Genomic DNA, 17250 nt, shown 5'->3' with positions numbered 1-17250 from the left:
AGGAGGTCTCCTAGATATCGATATTTTTTCCGCACTCCTCCGCATCTATGCGAGTGGAGAGCAGGGCAACTGCCGCTAGAGAGGCCGTGACCGCGCGCAGGACGCGACGTCCTAAAGAAACTGGCGCAAACCCTTGGGCGATCGCCGCCGCCCGTTCCTCGGCGGTCCATCCGCCTTCCGGGCCGACCATTATTAAGATGCCCAACTGCGGCAAGCGAACTAAAGCCTGCCACAAATTTTTTCCATCTCGGTCTGTAACGCAGATCGAGCGCTGCCAACCTGCAAAGCGATCGCTTTTGGCCAGGGCCAGCGCGTTTTCAAAGGTCACGGGCGCGAGCACCTCTGGCACGATCTGCCGACAGGATTGCTCGGCGGCTTCGGCAGCAATCCGCCGCCATCGTTCTAGTTTTCCCTCGCCGGGGTTCGCGATCGTGCGAGCCGTGAGGAGGGGGATCAAGACGGCAACGCCCATCTCCGTCGCGGCCCGCACGACCTCGTCAAACCCCTGTCCTTTTGTCAGCGCTGCCAACAGCGCGATCGGCCGATCCAATTCCGTTTGGACCGATACCGACTCTAATAACTGCGCTTCGGGCTGGCAGAGATCGAGTTGGGCCAGCCACCAAGTTTGATGGCAGATTGCAATAAAGCGATCGCCCCCCTTCAGCCGCAGCACCCGCGTGAGGTAGTGTTGCTGTTGTGCGGTTAAGGCGATCGTGCGGTCATTTAATTGGGTCGGGGCGATCGCCAACCGCTGAAATTGAGCCATCGTCTAGCCCTCCATCGCAGTAAAGCGCTCAACAGGCAACCTGCCAAGCCTTACGCGTCCAGATATCTTTAAGCGAAGGCGGTTCTAGGCCATTGCCGTCTAAAGGGTGAGGCGGTTCTAGCAGAGCGGTCTCCGCATTGCGGTCTCGCGACTTGACCAAACTCACAACCCAAGGCAGAAAATCTAAAATTTCTTCTGGCATCAGCGTCAATTCAAAATGCCAGCGCTGATTCAGCCCTTGAAAATCTTTGCCGCGCTGAGCAGCAGCCAAAAGACCAGCCCCCTTATTCACCGACACGCGAAGGATAAAAGGCCGATCTGGAAACAGTGCATCCGGAGCCGAATGGGCGTACACGCAAATGTAATTGAGTTGTTTGCGCGCGTCCACCCAAGAGGCCATAGAGAGCTTCCCCACGTAGGAATGCTCGTTGGTAATCTTGACTGGCGCTTCCATTTCCCCGGAGAACAGCGTATAAAATTCGCCCCTCAACTGAGAAATAACGCGTATTGCCTCCGGCGTCATCGCTGCTAAACCTCTTGCAAAAAGACAGACGATCGTAGCGCTAAACCCCTGAAAAATCACATCAAGGTGCGCGAGCGGCAATCACCTTACCACCCACACACCTTCAGGAGTTATGACCGACAATTGACCTCTCTCGGACGACAGGCGCTGTCAAACGAATTTGCCTATTGTTTTGCCTATGGTAGGGAAGGCCCTAAACCCTACTGAGATCGAGCTATTTCTAGCTGCGTCTGCGACGTTGTTTGCGCTTTGCGATAGCCTTGCGCTTGCGTTTTTCAATGGGCGTTTCAAAATGGCGATGTTTTTTCATGTCAGGGAAAATGCCTGCCTTGGACACTTCTCGCTTGAAGCGTCGCAGTGTCGACTCAATCCCTTCGCTCTCACCTGGAATTACCTGCGTCATTCCTTCTCCTCTTTCGGTAAACGATTCATAAACAGACTATAGCAAGGCATCAACGAGAAAGGGCAGACAAAAGTCTGCCCCTAGACCTTAATCTTTGAGACTGAAGCTCAACATTTAGTAGCGCCGATCCGAGCGACTATTGTTGTCCCAACTGCCGCCAAAGGATCGCTTCTCTTCGCGAGGCTTCGCTTTGTTAACCTTTAAATTTCTGCCCATCCACTCAGCGCCATCTAGCGCTTCAATCGCAGCGGACTCTTCTGCATCTGTCCCCATCTCCACAAAGGCAAAACCTCTAAATCGCCCTGTCTCCCGATCCTTGGGAAGCTGAACGCTTTTGACCGTTCCGTACTCTGCAAAGGCTTGGGTCAGATCATCCTGCGTGGCATCGTAGGATAGATTGCCAACGTAAACGGACATGCTGTATCTCCAAACTGAGAAGTCAATTAAAGCTTAGATTCGGAGAGACGCCCATCGAGTGAATTACCCAGCCGAAAATAACCTTTGTTTGCCATCCTAGCATAGCGAGCCAAGACCTCGTTCGCGCGAAAAAAAGCAATGTTCGGCGAGGTATTCGGCGATCTGTCGAACCCAACCTTTCGCTTCAGCCTTTCTATCCCATCCGCTGAGGCTTCCACAGCAGGCCCAATCCCATCGCGGCAAAGCCGCTTGCGGCGGCGGCCTTCAGGAGATGGGTGGGGAGTACCCGAGCAAACCCTTCGCCCATTAATACGCCTAAAAAGCTAGCAAGAATAAGGGCGCAAGCAGATCCCAAAAAGACTGCCCTGGGGTTCTGACATTGACCGCTGAGGGTGATGGCAGTCAACTGGCTTTTGTCCCCCAATTCCGCAATAAAAACCATTACAAAGCTAGCGGCAAAAAGTTTCCAGTCCATTGTTTGGCGGCCTCCTTAACCGAGGTGAACGACATCCCAGAGCAGCAAGACCGCAATCAGCAGCATGCCTGCACCCGTTACAGTCTGAAGCGTCTCTTCTGAAAGCCGACGCGATAACCATCGACCGACGAGGACGCCGAGGAGACTGGTGGAGATTAAAGCAGCGGCAGCCCCTGCAAACACAACCCACGGCGATTGAGACTCGGCGGTCATTAATAATGTCGCCAGCTGGGTTTTATCCCCAATTTCAGCAAAAAAAATCGCGATAAATGCAGTCATGAATTCCCGGAACATCCCAGTTTTTGGCATGCTGGGGGCAGGTGTTTTAATCGTTGAGGAATCTAAGTCCAGCACAGATGCTCCGTGGATTTTTCATATTTCTTTCATTATTATGCCTGTACTTGAAACTTTTTCGATCGGGATAAAAGATATGGGATCTCGCTTTCGCTTTATCTTGGCCTCTGCTTCTCCAGCACGCCGCAGCCTGCTAGAGACCGTCGGAATTCAGGCCGAGGTGCAGCCGAGTCGGTTTGACGAATCCACGATTCAAACGACCAATCCGGTCGATCTCGTCCGACAGTTAGCTTTTGAGAAGGCGCGTTTGGTCGCGCAGCAACATGCTTCTGCGTTGGTTTTGGGCTGCGATTCGGTCATGACCCTAGAGGGCGAAATCTTTGGTAAACCCCGCGATCGCGCCGAGGCGATCGCCCGCTGGCGGCAAATGCGCGGGCGCGCGGGGGAACTATACACCGGCCACGCGCTGTTCGACCTCTACCAAAACCGAAATGCAGTGCGCACCCAAAAGACCCTCGTCGAGTTTGCCTTAACGAGCGATCGCCAAATTGAAGCCTACGTCGACACCCGCGAACCGCTCGACTGTGCGGGCGGATTTGCCCTCGATGGCAAAGGCGGCCTGTTTGTGGAGCAGATTCAAGGGTGCCACAGCAACGTGATCGGGCTGAGCCTGCCCTTACTGCGTCGCATGCTCGCCGACTTCAGTTACGACGTTACAGATTTTTGGCATTCCGATTGAGCTAACGCTTCACCGTTAGCGGCGTTCCCACCGCAACCAACTGAAACAGCTCTTCAATGTCTTTTTCAAACATCCGCACGCAGCCGTGGGAGGCCGCCGTACCGATGCTGCTCACGCTATTCGTTCCGTGAAATCCAGCCCAGTTTTTGCCGTCCTTATGAAAACCCATCCAACGACGCCCTAAGGGGTTATCTCGATCGCCGCCAGGAATCACTTCCCCCGTAAAAGGGTTCACCCACGTCGGGTTGCGATACATCGTTTCAATCTTAAAGGTTCCCGTGGGGGTTTCCCATCCCGGACGCCCTACTGCTACGGGGTAGCTCTTAAAGGCTTCTCCCGCGCGGTATAAAGTCACCTTGCGCGCCGAGAGATCGAGTTCTAATCGCAAAGGCGCGATCAAAGGCGGCAGGTAAGCATTCACGCTCGACAGTCCTGGCAACCGATTGGGCGGATCTAACTCAAAAGCTTGCCCGATGCCAGAGAACGATAAAACGGATGCAGCGATGGCAAATCCCAAACCTTTTAGAACTTGATGATACATTGAAAGACCCGCTTGTACCTGAGAAGAGGCTGTTTTCAAACCTATCTTAATCGATCGATTGGTCGCGCGCTCGCAACTCAGCGCGTTTGAGGTCCGCGATCGCGCTCCTCTGAAGGTGGAGACTGGAGCGCGAGCCAACGGTCGTACAGATCGGGACGGCGATCGCGGGTACGCTGAAGCTGTTGCTGCTGCCGCCAACGCTCGATTTCGCCGTGATTGCCCGACCTCAACACTTCCGGCACGTCCCAACCGCGAAAATTTGCAGGTCGCGTGTATTGCGGGTAGTCGAGCAAGCCTGCCTCAAAGCTTTCGTACTTTAAAGAATCTTCCTTCGCAACTGTACCGGGGAGCAAACGCAATACCCCGTTCAGCAATGCCAGCGCCGGAATTTCGCCGCAGGTCAGGACAAAATCCCCCAACGAAACTTCCCGCGTGACCAAGTGCTCCACCACTCGCTCGTCTACGCCCTCGTAGTGACCGCACAGCAAAATCAGTTGTTCGCGATAACCGGACAGCTCTTGAAACAGGGCTCGGTTCATCGGCTGACCTTGAGGCGTCAAGAAAATCACCTCCCGTTTCGGCAGAATCGGTAACGACTCGATCGCCGCAAAAATGGGCTCGGGCTTCATCAGCATTCCCGCGCCACCGCCGTAGGTTTCATCGTCTACTCTGCGGTGCTTATCGGCAGCAAAGTCTCGCGGATTGGTTAAGTACACCTCTGCAATGCCTTTGCTGAGGGCTTTGCCGATCAACCCAGACTGGAGCGGCGACTCAAAAAAGTCAGGAAACAGCGTCACGATATCAAACCGCACAACAAACCTTCGCTAACCGTTTATTCGATTCTGACAAACCTTGAAAATTAGAGACCGACACCCTTGATGGTGCAGAAAAGTCATGAAGACCTTACCAGCAGGCAATATTCAAATCTGTCAAAGGTGACAGAGAGGGGCATTCAATGTGATGCTTAAGTTCCCAAACTCAGAGCAATCCTATGTCAACCCCTCAACTCTATCGTCAACTGCAAACTCAACTGAGTCAATGGGTCACACCCAAAGATAAACGTCACCTTACTGTGTTTGCTGAAAACATCGCTGCAATCCTCCAAGCCCAAAGTGGCAGCTTAAGCCATTGGCTGACTTATTTGAGTCATCGTCGTTGTAAAGCCCGCTCTCACATGGAACGACTGAGCTACTTCGTTCATAATCCCAAGATCACCTCAGAAACATTCTATGTTCCATTACTGCTTCAATTTCTTCAAGCGTGGGCGGGCATGGCGACGACATTGACCCTGGATACAAGCATGCTGTGGGATGAGTATTGCCTGATAGAGGTCTGTCTGACCTGGGGAGGGCGCTCTTTTCCTTTGGCTCAAAAGGTGCTCAAGCATGGCAGTGCTACGGTCGCTTTTGCGGACTATTGCTCAGTGCTGGATGTGGCTGAGACGGTCTTACCCGCTGATTGTCAAATCACACTATTGGCTGACCGAGGCTTTGAGCATGGTGAGTTAATTCGTTGGCTACGGAGCCATCAATGGTCTTGGGCAATTCGCGCTAAATCCGATTTGAGGGTCACGTTGTCTAATGCTCAAACCGAGTCGGTTGCTGACCTGCTGCCAGAGCCTGAACAAGCTTTTCTATTTTCTGATGTCACGATTCTTGAAGATATCCACTGTCATTTGGCGACCGCTCGATTATCCATCGCCCAGGAGGCTTGGGCTGTGATTACAGATAAATCGCCTTCTGTGCAAACCTTCGCGCTATATGGTCAACGTTTTGGTGGCATTGAACCCCATTTCAAGGATTACAAGTCTGCCGCCTTTGAACTGCCTCGTTCTAAACTCAGAGATGCCCATGCTTTAAGCCGACTGCTGATGTTACTGGCGGCTGCGACCATTATTGCCATTTGCGTTGCCATTGAAACGATCGCTCAAGGCGCACTAAAGTCCATTGATTGGCATGCTCACAGGGGATTGAGTTTTCTGCAAATCGGGCTAAGACGGATTAATCAGTTGTGCTATCAAAGATTACCGCTGCCACCCTTGAGATATTTGCCACGATGTAATCCACCACCTGCTTATGCCTCTCTCAAGAAGCGAGATGCGATGAACACTCGCATTGAGTTTGCCAAGGTGACTGTCTTCTAAAGCTTTCAGCTCCTTTGAGTTTTCTGCACCACTAAGGACCGACACCTTTGATTCCCGCGCGACTGAGATCTTGAAACGCCAACTAGAACCCGCGACTTCGAACTCCAAAAAGATAACGGGATGAGTCGCAATACCTATAGAATAATTAAGCGGATCCGCTGACAATTTTTGCCATCAGATTCTTCTCATTCTTGCCGCAGGTGGATTTTAGGCAGTTTCTAGAGCAGAAGTTGCCGCGTTGTCAAGGCACGAGACTTTGCACGCCAACTGGTGCGCGTCAATCGGCGCGATCGCGAGCAGTTTTGATTTCAGAAATAGCCCCAATCCAATTTTCATCCCTTTATCTCAAAAGCCAGCAACCCCCCTCCAAAAAGTTTGAAGCGTGCCTATGTCTGACGTCACCCCCCTTTACGAAGGAAAAGCAAAAATTATTTACCCTACAGATCGTCCCGACATTTTGCGATCCTACTTCAAAGACGATGCTACCGCCTTTAACGCCCAGAAAAAAGGCATCATTACTGGCAAAGGTGCGATGAACTGCCAGATCTCCGCTCATTTATTCAAGAAACTAGAGGCGAGCGGCATATCTACCCACTTTATCGATCTTCTCAGTGCCAACGAAATGCGGGTCAAAGCCGTCGCGATCGTGCCGCTTGAAGTCGTCGTCAGGAACATTGCAGCGGGTAGCCTCTGTCAACAAACAGGACTCGCATTAGGTACCGTCTTGCCATTTCCCCTCGTCGACTTCTACTACAAAAACGATGCTCTCGGCGACCCGTTGGTCACCCCCGATCGAATTGCGCTTCTAAAACTGGCAACAGCGGCGCAAATCGATCGATTGCGCGAAAGCGCGCTTCGCATCAACCAAATTCTGACTGATTTCTTCCAAAACTGCGATATGACCCTAGTGGACTTTAAGCTGGAGTTTGGCTTGGACTCTAACGGGCAAATTTTGCTAGCAGATGAAATCAGTCCCGATACCTGCCGCCTTTGGGATCGGTCTGTCGCAGACCCCGATCGGCGCGTGCTGGATAAAGATCGATTTCGTCAAGATTTGGGGAATGTAGAGCAAGCCTACGCCCAAGTGATGGAACGCGTACTGTCACAGGTCGTCTAGCGAGATGGTAAACGGTACGTTACAATCCCTCCTTGAGTCTAGCAAGACGAGATCGACGCTAGATTCGACCGATGCTGTTGTCCGTGGTGTGTGAAGTGGCGCAAGAAATCAATCAATTTATGACATCCTACTCCTTACTTCTATTTCGGATGGCTTTAACGCTGTCTGTCTTCACGGGCGCAGCAGCTCCCCTAGCCGCTCAAACGCTCTCAGACTCGGATGCGGTGGTCCTACCTAAAGTCGGGCGCGACACTGTTTCAGCAGTCTTGCCTCAATCTCACAAGCCCGATCGACAACCGCAACCGCAGCAAACGATCTTAAAAATCGCCCAATCACCCACCGATCCGGCAACGCAACCCACCCAAGTTTTCCCCCTTCCCAAGCCCGATGCAACGCCTTCTAGTCCTCCAGAGGAAAAAGCGTTACCGACCTTACCTGGCGAACAAACCAGTCCTCCTCCCACACCGTCGACTGGCGAAACGGTCCCCGCGCCAACCAATCCTCTCCCCGCCCCACCCGACGCCACTGCTCCAGCGCCAACCAGCCCTCCGCCAGCCCCGCCAACGGGCGAGCCTGCCCCTACCGATCCTTCAGTACCAGCACCACCAGCCCCTCCAACAGATGCCCCACCTTCTACAGAAGAAGTTCAGCCTCCCGAGCGCCAAGTCCTTGTTTCCGAGGTTTTAGTAGAAGGGGTTGAGGGCGAACTGGCCGATCGGGTCTACGAAGCCATTTCTACGCGACCGGGACAGGCGACAACGCGATCGCAGCTTCAGGTAGACATCAACGCCATTTTTGCGACGGGATATTTCAGCGCCGTGCGAGCGGAGCCATCCGATACGCCCTTAGGCGTCAGAGTAACCTTTATCGTTCAGTCCAACCCCGTCTTAAAATCCGTGCAGCCTGCGGGGAACCAAATTCTCACTCAAGAGAAAATCGACGAGATCTTTCAACCTCAGTACGGCAAAATTCTCAATCTGAGAGAGTTGCAAACGGGCATCAAAGCCATCAACCAGTTTTATCAAGACAAAGGATACGTCCTGGGCCAAGTGGCTGGAGCGCCTCAGATCGGTGCGGATGGAGTGGTGACCCTCCAAGTTGCTGAGGGCGTCATTGAAGGAATTGATGTCCGCTACAAAAACAAAGACGGAGAGCCAGCCAAAGGCAGAACCAAAGCTTACATCGTCACCCGCGAACTGAGGACCAAGCCGGGAGAACCCCTCAACCGAGACAAACTACAGGCAGACCTGCGCCGCGTCTTCGGACTCGGACTCTTCGAAGACGTCCAGGTCGCCCTAGAACCAGGGCAAGATCCGACAAAAGTAGTCGTCAACCTCAACGTACAAGAGCGCAAAACTGGCAACTTCTCCGCAGGGGCAGGGTTCAGCTCCAACAGCGGTCTGTTTGGAACGGCATCCTATACCCAAAATAACCTGGGCGGCAACAACCAGAAGCTCAACACGCAGATTCAGGTGGGAACCCGCGAATTTCTCTTCGATGCGAGTTTTACGGACCCGTGGATCGCCACCGATCCCTACCGCACCTCTTACACGGTCAACCTCTTTAATCGTCTCACCCGTCCGCTCGTATTCGATGGCGGTTCGACCGACATCAATCTCGGCGATACGGGTAATCTGGGGCCTTTTGCCAACCCGATCGTTGCACCCAACGGACAGCAGCAAGTGTTTGGAGATACTGACATTACCCCTCGGGTCAATCGCCTGGGTGGCGGCGTCACGTTTGCGCGTCCCCTCACCAAAGACCCCGATAAAGTTGCAAGGGCTTGGACCGCTTCCGCCGGGATTCAGTATCAAAGAATTTCAATCCGCGACGAGGATTTTGACATTTCCAGATTTGACGTACTCGGCAACAACCTGAGCTTTAGCGGAAAAGGGCAAGACGATCTTCTCCTAGTGCAGCTCGGCCTCTCTCGCGATCTTCGCAACGACCCATTAACCCCTACCAAAGGTTCCGTGCTTCGGGTCGGTCTCGATCAGTCTATTCCTGTGGGACTGGGCAGCATTACCTTAACGCGGCTGCGAGCGAGCTATAGCTATTTCATCCCCGTCAACCTGGTTAAATTCACCAAAGGCCCTCAGGCTTTGGCCTTCAACGTTCAGGGTGGCACTATCCTAGGAGACTTACCGCCCTACGAAGCCTTCACCTTAGGGGGCGGCTCCTCTGTGCGGGGCTACGATGAAGGCGAAGTGGGTAGCGGGCGCAGTTTCCTCCAAGCGACGGCTGAATATCGATTCCCCCTGCTGAAATTTTTAGGTGGAATTGGCGGCGTTTTGTTCGTCGATTATGGAACCAACCTCGGCACCCAAAGCGACGTGCCCGGTCAGCCCGGTATCGTACGCGGGAAGCCGGGGGATGGGTTGGGCTACGGCGTTGGCCTGCGCGTAAAAACGCCGATCGGTCCAGTTCGGCTCGATTACGGCTGGACGATTGACGGCGGCAGTCGCTTCCAATTTGGCTTTGGCGAACGCTTTTAGGACGCAATGGCAGCCAATCCCGACCTTGCGACAGCCCTGTTATTGTCCCATCAGCACACCCTCAACGCGCCGATCTGCCTGAGCGGCATCGGGCTGCATACGGGACAGACGGTAGAAGTGACCCTGCACCCTGCTCCCATCGATGCAGGTCGCTACTTTGTCAGAACCGACCTTTCCTCTGGACCGATCGTCATTCCAGCGTGCATCGATGCCTTGCATCAAACGGTTCTTTCAACTGAATTAATCGCTCAGGGAGCAACCGTCAGAACCGTCGAACATCTCTTGGCGGCCTTGGCTGGTTTGGGAATAGACAACGTCCGCATTGAGGTCTGCGGACCGGAAATTCCGCTGCTAGATGGTTCGGCCCGAGAATGGGTGCAGGCGATTTTCGCGACTGGATGGACCAGCCAAGCCGAACTACGAAATAGCCCGATAGTAGGATGTCCCATCGCGGTTCAGAAGGGCGATGCGTTTGTGATGGCAGTGCCCGCCGAGGAAACTCGACTGACCTACGGCATTGATTTTCCCCATCCTGCAATTGGGCGACAGTGGTGCAGCGTACGCGGAGCCGAGTTTGCGACTGAAATTGCCCCAGCGCGAACCTTTGGCTTTGCAGAAGAGGTTGATAAATTACGTGCTAGGGGATTAATCAAAGGTGGTAGTCTAGAGAATGCTTTAGTATGCGGTACTGAGGGATGGCTCAACCCTCCTTTACGCTATCCCGACGAGCCGGTTCGCCATAAGCTCCTGGATTTAGTGGGAGATTTAAGTCTGATGGGAACCTTGCCTAAGGCTCACATTTTGGCCTACAAAGCCAGTCACGCGCTCCATACTCAGTTCGTTCGACGTCTCGTGCAGTTGCAGTAATTTGAGATTGTTTTTTTCGTTACTGCCTTATTTCATCTTTTGATGCCCGCCTACCTTCACATTGATTATGCCAACGTTAACTTCTCCCTCATCTTCAGCGCCAGCTCATACGGTAATGGGTGGATCTGAGGTATCGAATACCCTAACGATTGAGCAAATTCAAGCGCTCTTGCCCCATCGTTATCCGTTCCTATTGGTAGATCGCATTATCGAAAATCTTCCAGGGGAAAAGGCTGTCGGCATCAAAAACGTGACCGTCAACGAGCCGTTCTTTCAAGGGCATTTTCCGGGGAGACCCATTATGCCAGGGGTTTTAATTGTTGAAGCGATGGCTCAAGTGGGGGGTATCGTTCTGCTGCAAATGGCGGATCTCAAGGACAAATTGTCTCTATTTGCAGGTATCGATAAGGTCCGATTTCGCCGTCCTGTCGTGCCGGGCGATCAGTTGGTGATGACGGTCGAGCTCATTTGCATTAAGCAGCGTCGCTTTGGCAAGATGCAGGCCAAGGCCGAGGTGAACGGGCAGTTGGTTTCTGAGGGCGAACTCATGTTCTCCTTGGTAGATTAGCCTTGGCCGACGCAGGTTGCAATGTTAGCCGCCTATTATGATAAGCCGCATCCACCCGACTGCTGTGATTCACCCCAAGGCGCAGTTGGCTGAAGATATTGAGGTGGGTCCCTATGCGGTGATTGACGCCAGCGTCTCGATTGGAGCGCGAACTCGCGTGGGCGCTCACGTTGTCATTGATGGGGCAGTCCGTATCGGGGAAGACAATCGGATTTTTCCCGGTGCGACGATTGGATTGCCGCCTCAGGATGTATCTTACGCTGGAGCGCAATCTTGGGTCGAGATTGGCGATCGCAACCAGATCCGCGAGTTCGTGACCGTTCATCGCCCCACCCAAGTCGATGCGGTCACCCGCATCGGCAACGATAACTTCTTGATGGCTTACGCCCACATCGCCCACAACTGCCAGATCGAGGATGAGGTCACCATTGCCAATGCGGTAGGGCTAGGGGGGTACGTCCAGGTTGGGTCCAAGGCCGTGATTGGCGGGATGACAGGCGTACACCAGTTCTCGCGCATCGGTCGCCTGGCCATGATTGGGGGAATGAGCCGCATTAATCGGGATGTGCCGCCCTATTTACTCGTTGAAGGCAATCCAGCTCGGATCAGGGGACTCAATACTGTGGGGCTAAAGCGCAATGGCATCGCCCCGGAAAGTTTGGCGTTCAAGGAGCTTAAAAAAGCTTACGCACTGCTATACCACTCCGCAATACCCTTTGCTAAGGCGCTGGAACACCTCATGCAAGAAGCTTCCGAAGATCCCGTCCGCCATCTCAGTTTATTTTTGCAGGAAGCCCAACAGTCCGGTCGGCGGGGTGTCATTTCGGGGCGCGGACAGCACGGGCGATCGAGCGCAGCGGATAGATGACCGATCGATTTCGCCTTTTGATTGCGACCGGGGAGGTCTCTGGCGATCTTCAGGGGAGCCTTCTCGTTCGGGCGCTTCATGCCGCTGCTTCGGAACGAGATTGGCATCTAGAGATCGATGCGCTCGGCGGTCCGCGCATGCAGCAGAGCGGGGTAACGCTGTTGGCCGATACCACCCGTTTGAGCGCGATCGGCTCGATCGAGTCTTTGCCCTTCATAAAATCCGCTTTAACCATTCAGCAGCAGTTGAAGCAGCATCTCATCGGACGCCCTCCAGACCTGACAGTTCTGATCGACTATCCGGGGTTTAACGTACCCTTAGCCCGATATCTGAAGCGGCATTGCGGTTGCCCTATCGTTTACTACATTGCCCCCCAAGAATGGGTATGGGCCTTTGGGAAAGGGACGACCCGGCAAATTGCAAACTCCACCGACGAGATTTTGGCAATCTTTTCCCAAGAGGCGCAATATTATGCGGACCATGGAGCTTCTGCAACCTGGATCGGACATCCTTTTGTCGATACTTTGACGCAATTGCCCACCCGCGATCGAGCCCGCGATCGGCTGGGAATTCCCCCGCAGCAAAAGGCGATCGCCCTCCTGCCTGCCTCGCGCTCCCAGGAACTGCGATACATTCTACCTGTCTTGGCCGAAGCTGCCCAGCAAATTCAGGCGCGAGTTCCCGAGGTCCGCTTTTGGATCCCAGTTGCCCTACCTCACTTTCGCGAATCGATTCAAGCTGTCGTCGATCGATTTGAGCTGAAAGCTAGCTTGACTGAGGACCCCCATCTGGTCCTTGCCGCCGCAGATTTAAGTATTGGTAAATCCGGTACTGCCAATCTCGAAGCCGCACTGCTGAACGTGCCCCAAATTGCAGTTTACCGCATTCATCCCTTTAACGGCTGGCTCTACCGCAAACTCCTGCGGTTTCAGGTGCCTTACATTTCCCCTGTCAATCTCGTCCAAAATGCCACCGTCGTGCCAGAGCTGTTGCAAGAAGCCGTAACCCCTCAAGCGATCACACGGTTAGCCCTAGAGCTGCTACAGCCTTCTCTAGCGCGGATGCAAATGTTGCAGCAGTACCAGCAGCTCAGAACCCAACTTGGCCCCCCTGGCGCAATTCAGAGAGCTGCCACCGCTATCCTCAACCGCCTGGCAAAAACTCGTCCAACCCCAGCACCGTATCTTGAGGATTCATAACCGCTTGGATAGACATCAGCGCGCTAGCTAGAGACTGCTGCGAAACTGGATGCGCGTCAAGGGCATTGAGTAACGATCGCACTTTGGCAGCAATATCGACCAGCTTAGAAAAAAGGTTGTCTTCGGGAAAGGCGGCCAGCAAATCCAAAGCCCCTTGGTGAATGGCCCACTGGCGCTCCGAAGGGGGAACTTCCGTGCGCGTGCCGCTCGTGAGCACAATTTTGAGCTGTGGGTACTCGCGATGGCACCAGCGACAAAAACTGTAGGGATTGGGGCGCAAGGTGGTCATATCGAGCAGCAGCAAATCGGGCAGCGACTCCCCAGCCTGAGCTCGTTGCTCGATCACCTGCTGTAAGTCCGTCTCGGGACTGACACTCTTGAGTAAAAGATCCTGGGACTTAAGCGCTGCGCGCCAAATGTTGCTCTGATGCTGAGACGACTGCATCATCAATACAGTTTTTCGCGCCGGATCGGGCGGGACAGGCACAGTCGCTAGCTGCGGCACGGGAAGAGGTTCCTGCTGCTGAGTCGGCATTTCGATCGCCAATGTCTGAAACTCGATTTCGGTGCGCCCTATCGTCAGCAAATCGCTATCGTTGAGGTGAACGGGCATGGTCACGCGCTGGCCGTTTACAAAAGAACCGTTGCCGCTCCCCAGGTCGACCAGGTAGTAATTGCCGTTGTCCAATAGCTGTATTTCCGCGTGACTGCGCGATACCCACCGATCCGCCAATACAACTGTACTGTCCGGACTGCGACCAATACTCCATGACTTACCGTTCGCCAAGGTGATGTGGGTATCTTGCAAAGCATTGTGCACGATTAGGATAGGTGGAGAAGCAGAATGGAGATTCATGCTAGACGCGCTAACTGCCAAGGGTTGCTCGAGTAAATGATGGAGATTTTCTGGAGAAGAAACTGGAGATAGAAAAAGACCTTGTCCATAATCGCACCTCAATGCTTGAAGTTGCGCAATTTGGAGTTCGTTTTCGATGCCTTCGGCGATGACTCTCAGACTTAAGCGACGCCCCAAGTCAAGGATAGAAGAAACTGCATCTAAATTATTTCCAGTTTGCATCTGACCGATCAAAGAACGATGAATTCTCAGATGGCTGACGGGCAGATGGCTCAAATCTCCAAAGGAGGAGAACAGATGGCCGAATGCATCCAGGCACAGATACATCCCCTGACGGTGCAAAAGCTGAAGCTTAGCGGTCACGTTCGCGAAATCTTCGGAAAATACGCGTTCGCTGACCGCTAGCATGAGGCAATGAGCGGGCAGGCCCAAGGTGGAGAGCGTTTGCTCCATACGCCTCCCAAAATCTTCGGCTTCTACTTGCTGAGTAAATAGACTGACGCACATAAAAGTCTGAACGGCAGCGGGATAAACCTGTCGCCAAGACTGCAGTTGCTCGCAGGCTGACTTTAACGTCCACCAACCAATGGATGCGACCAACCCGGTTTCTTCGGCTAAGGGTAAAAAATCCGAGAGGTTCAGGAGTCCCCGGCTGGGATGATTCCAACGCAGCAATGCCTCGAATCCAGCCAGTCTGCGATCGGGTAGCGCGTAAATGGGCTCGTAGTGCAGGATCAGCTCCTGCTGCTCGATGGCGCGACGGAGGTCGGTTTCCAGTTCGAGCTGCTCTAAGGCATCGGCATGCATGGTGGGTGCAAACAGCTCGTAGCGACCTTTACCATTGGCCTTAGCGCGATAGAGGGCAATATCTGCATTGCGGAGCAGTTCGTCGGGCTGTTGTTCCGGCCCGGCGCTCAGAGCAATGCCAATGCTGGCGGATGTATAAATTTCGTGGGCGTGACCCGACAGCTTGAAGGGCTGGCTGAGCTGGCTGAGGATGCGATCGCTCACCTGAATGGCATCCCTAATTTCGACCAAGTTGGGCAGCAGTACGGTAAATTCGTCTCCGCCAAAGCGCGCGACAGTATCCCCCGGCCGCAGACAATCATAAAGGCGGTTGGCCACGGACTTTAGAAGCTCGTCTCCTAGAATGTGACCCAGGCTGTCGTTGACAACTTTGAACCGATCTAAGTCTAAAAATAAAACTGCAAAGCCCACATCGGGATGGCGCTGATAGCCTTGATAGGCATGCTGGAGCCGATCGGTGAACAGGACGCGATTGGGAAGCCCCGTCAAACTATCGTGCATGGCATCGTGGAGCAGTTGGGCCTCAACGGATTTGCGATCGGTGATGTCGTATAGCGTCCCGGTGGTGCCTGCAACCAGTCCCTCCGCGTCGAGCAGGGGTTGGCAATGGGCTTCAACCCAACGGGTACTGCCTGCTTTGGTAATGTATCGCAGGTGGGGATGGGTCTGAACCGCAGCAGACTGGCTCAATATCGAACGAAATGCTTGCTGCTGGGCGGTCTCATCTTCTGGATGAATAAATTCTCGCCAGCTTTTGCCCAGGGTTTCTTCGACCGAAAAACCTGTGAGGTCAGCCCAAGCTCGGTTCAAAAAGGTCCAGCATCCTTCGGTATCTGTTTGAAATACAACATCTTGGAGCCGATCGAGCACTGAGGGCTGAGAGGGTAGAACGCGGGAAGCAGTCGAGGGGAAGGTTGATGGCTGTTGCTGCGGGCTTCCAGCGAAGACCAGAGGCTGCTCTGCGGGTTCCGAGTTATCCGGCGCTGCGACCGGATGGAGATCGGGGCGATCGGAGTCGAGCGGGTCTAAGAGGTAGGTTTGTTCGGCAATGGTCCCCACGAGGCGAATGGGCCGGCCAGAAGCATTGCGCAGCACAATACCGCGATCGCATACCGTCAAATATCGATCGTTTTTGCGACGCACTCGATAGGTGAGGGCAAATTCCCGATGACTTTGGGCTTCGCGCTCCAAGAAATTTCGCAACCTTTGCTGGTCTTCAGGGTGCACCCGATTCAGCCACCAAGCTAACGAGTTTGCGATTTCTGTTTCGTCATATCCTAATAAACTGACAACACCCTGGGTGCGCAGCATTTGCCGATGTTCTAGATCGAGGTCGTAAATAATACCGCGCAGCCCCAGCGCGGCTAAGTCTAAACGCTCCTGCACTTGACGCTGGCTTTGGGCAATTTGGATGTACGCTAAAATTGAGGCCGCAGAAGCCGCTAAACTGCTGAGCCAATGAATCACATATTTTTCAACGGGCCGATAGTCTGGATGAGCGAGGGTCAAAACGCCGATCGCGGACTGGGAATGCAGTAATGGCAGGCTTATGACGGTGCGAAAGCGATTCGACGAAAGTTCGACTCCTTTAAGCTGAGGGATGGGGATAGGGTCTGAGTTTTCCGACCAGATTGCAGGGGTGTGAGTTGTAATAACCGTTCCCGACAACGTCTGTTGCTGCGACATCAGAACGGGTTCGTGGGTAGAGGGCAGCACTATCCCATAAACTGCTACTATCTTCAAGCTCTCTACGTCCGAATCATACTGCTCTATAAAAGCCAGCGGAAAGCCAAAGGTCTCAGCGACAATGGCAAGCGTTACCTCAAGCTGTTGAGCGGACGATAGAACGTTGCCCTGCCGTTCGGCCAATTTCTGAAATGCCAACAACACTCGGCTTCCAAGCGCCCAATGTCGATCTAAATGCGCTTCTGCCTCTGGATCGAGCGCTGAGGAGGGAAGTGCCTTTAAGGCGTTTTGCAGTGTCTTTGTCAAGTTTGCAATCATTGGACTTTGAGAAATGTTCTCTGCTGCGACTCAACAACCATCGTTTCAAACCTCAAGCTTGTAATTATTGGGGGTTATCCTTTGGTAGGACACGCTTAAGAAACTATTATGCCCATCGCTGTCAAATATCTAAAAGGAAAATTCTTAAGCTTTATCGATGCATCAGAA

17 protein-coding genes are annotated in these 17250 nt (G+C 53.5%); 8 read left to right on the top strand and 9 right to left on the bottom strand.

Annotation, left to right across the window (positions count from 1 at the left end; all coding sequences use genetic code 11):
* Positions 1 to 10: 10 nt before the first annotated feature.
* The 6 genes from R6H26_RS03270 to R6H26_RS03245 form a co-directional block, all read right to left on the bottom strand.
* On the bottom strand, positions 11 to 766 hold the full coding sequence (locus R6H26_RS03270; protein WP_404788276.1) for a 16S rRNA (uracil(1498)-N(3))-methyltransferase: 756 nt from the start codon (positions 764 to 766) through the stop codon (positions 11 to 13).
* 28 nt (positions 767 to 794) lie between these two features.
* The gene (locus R6H26_RS03265; RefSeq protein WP_404788275.1) at positions 795 to 1289 is read right to left on the bottom strand and encodes a hypothetical protein; all 495 of its coding nucleotides are present in this window, start codon (positions 1287 to 1289) and stop codon (positions 795 to 797) included.
* A gap of 220 nt (positions 1290 to 1509) precedes the next feature.
* Entirely contained in the window at positions 1510 to 1692 is a 183-nt protein-coding gene (gene rpsU, locus R6H26_RS03260; protein WP_404788273.1) for a 30S ribosomal protein S21, read from the bottom strand.
* A 114-nt stretch (positions 1693 to 1806) separates the two neighbouring features.
* Positions 1807 to 2109 (bottom strand): RNA recognition motif domain-containing protein, encoded by a 303-nt coding sequence (locus R6H26_RS03255; RefSeq protein ID WP_404788271.1) that lies wholly within the window; start codon positions 2107 to 2109, stop codon positions 1807 to 1809.
* Positions 2110 to 2302: 193 nt separating this feature from the next.
* Positions 2303 to 2584: a TMEM165/GDT1 family protein gene (locus tag R6H26_RS03250; protein WP_404788269.1), complete on the bottom strand. Its 282-nt coding sequence runs from the start codon at positions 2582 to 2584 to the stop codon at positions 2303 to 2305.
* Positions 2585 to 2599: 15 nt separating this feature from the next.
* Positions 2600 to 2863, bottom strand: coding sequence for a TMEM165/GDT1 family protein (locus tag R6H26_RS03245; RefSeq protein WP_404788268.1), 264 nt, complete (start codon positions 2861 to 2863; stop codon positions 2600 to 2602).
* A gap of 151 nt (positions 2864 to 3014) precedes the next feature.
* Between R6H26_RS03245 and R6H26_RS03240 the strand changes: the two genes are divergently transcribed.
* On the top strand, positions 3015 to 3617 hold the full coding sequence (locus R6H26_RS03240; RefSeq protein WP_404791190.1) for a Maf family protein: 603 nt from the start codon (positions 3015 to 3017) through the stop codon (positions 3615 to 3617).
* A gap of 1 nt (position 3618) precedes the next feature.
* Here the strand turns inward: R6H26_RS03240 and R6H26_RS03235 are convergent, their stop codons facing one another.
* Complete coding sequence (locus tag R6H26_RS03235) at positions 3619 to 4158, bottom strand: L,D-transpeptidase family protein (protein ID WP_404788267.1); 540 nt, start codon at positions 4156 to 4158, stop codon at positions 3619 to 3621.
* A gap of 77 nt (positions 4159 to 4235) precedes the next feature.
* Positions 4236 to 4970, bottom strand: coding sequence for a tRNA (guanosine(37)-N1)-methyltransferase TrmD (trmD, locus tag R6H26_RS03230; protein ID WP_404788266.1), 735 nt, complete (start codon positions 4968 to 4970; stop codon positions 4236 to 4238).
* Between the two features lie 179 nt (positions 4971 to 5149).
* Here trmD and R6H26_RS03225 point away from each other — a divergent pair, with 179 nt between their 5' ends.
* The 7 genes from R6H26_RS03225 (at position 5150) to lpxB (ending at position 13415) form a co-directional block, all read left to right on the top strand.
* On the top strand, positions 5150 to 6301 hold the full coding sequence (locus R6H26_RS03225) for a transposase (RefSeq protein WP_404783408.1): 1152 nt from the start codon (positions 5150 to 5152) through the stop codon (positions 6299 to 6301).
* 388 nt (positions 6302 to 6689) lie between these two features.
* Positions 6690 to 7418: a phosphoribosylaminoimidazolesuccinocarboxamide synthase gene (gene purC / locus R6H26_RS03220; protein ID WP_404788264.1), complete on the top strand. Its 729-nt coding sequence runs from the start codon at positions 6690 to 6692 to the stop codon at positions 7416 to 7418.
* Positions 7419 to 7489: 71 nt separating this feature from the next.
* Positions 7490 to 9913 carry a BamA/TamA family outer membrane protein gene (locus R6H26_RS03215; protein ID WP_404788263.1) on the top strand — a complete coding sequence of 808 codons (2424 nt, stop codon included), beginning with the start codon at positions 7490 to 7492 and terminating at the stop codon, positions 9911 to 9913.
* Positions 9914 to 9919: 6 nt separating this feature from the next.
* Complete coding sequence (lpxC, locus tag R6H26_RS03210) at positions 9920 to 10780, top strand: UDP-3-O-acyl-N-acetylglucosamine deacetylase (protein WP_404788261.1); 861 nt, start codon at positions 9920 to 9922, stop codon at positions 10778 to 10780.
* A 67-nt stretch (positions 10781 to 10847) separates the two neighbouring features.
* The gene (gene fabZ, locus R6H26_RS03205; RefSeq protein ID WP_404788260.1) at positions 10848 to 11348 is read left to right on the top strand and encodes a 3-hydroxyacyl-ACP dehydratase FabZ; all 501 of its coding nucleotides are present in this window, start codon (positions 10848 to 10850) and stop codon (positions 11346 to 11348) included.
* Positions 11349 to 11385: 37 nt separating this feature from the next.
* Positions 11386 to 12216 (top strand): acyl-ACP--UDP-N-acetylglucosamine O-acyltransferase, encoded by an 831-nt coding sequence (lpxA, locus tag R6H26_RS03200; RefSeq protein ID WP_404788258.1) that lies wholly within the window; start codon positions 11386 to 11388, stop codon positions 12214 to 12216.
* A complete protein-coding gene (gene lpxB / locus R6H26_RS03195; protein ID WP_404788256.1) occupies positions 12213 to 13415 on the top strand; it encodes a lipid-A-disaccharide synthase in 1203 nt (400 codons plus the stop codon). The genes lpxA and lpxB overlap by 4 nt, the downstream gene beginning before the upstream one ends.
* Here the strand turns inward: lpxB and R6H26_RS03190 are convergent.
* Positions 13360 to 17082, bottom strand: coding sequence for an EAL domain-containing protein (locus R6H26_RS03190; protein WP_404788254.1), 3723 nt, complete (start codon positions 17080 to 17082; stop codon positions 13360 to 13362). The two genes, lpxB and R6H26_RS03190, sit on opposite strands and share 56 nt — an antisense overlap.
* Positions 17083 to 17250: the final 168 nt, after the last annotated feature.

Source organism: Altericista sp. CCNU0014, assembly GCF_044923475.1.
In the GTDB taxonomy this organism is placed as follows: domain Bacteria; phylum Cyanobacteriota; class Cyanobacteriia; order Thermosynechococcales; family Thermosynechococcaceae; genus JAAURS01.
Note: the sequence above shows the minus strand (reverse complement) of the source record. Positions and strands in the feature narration are given on the sequence as shown.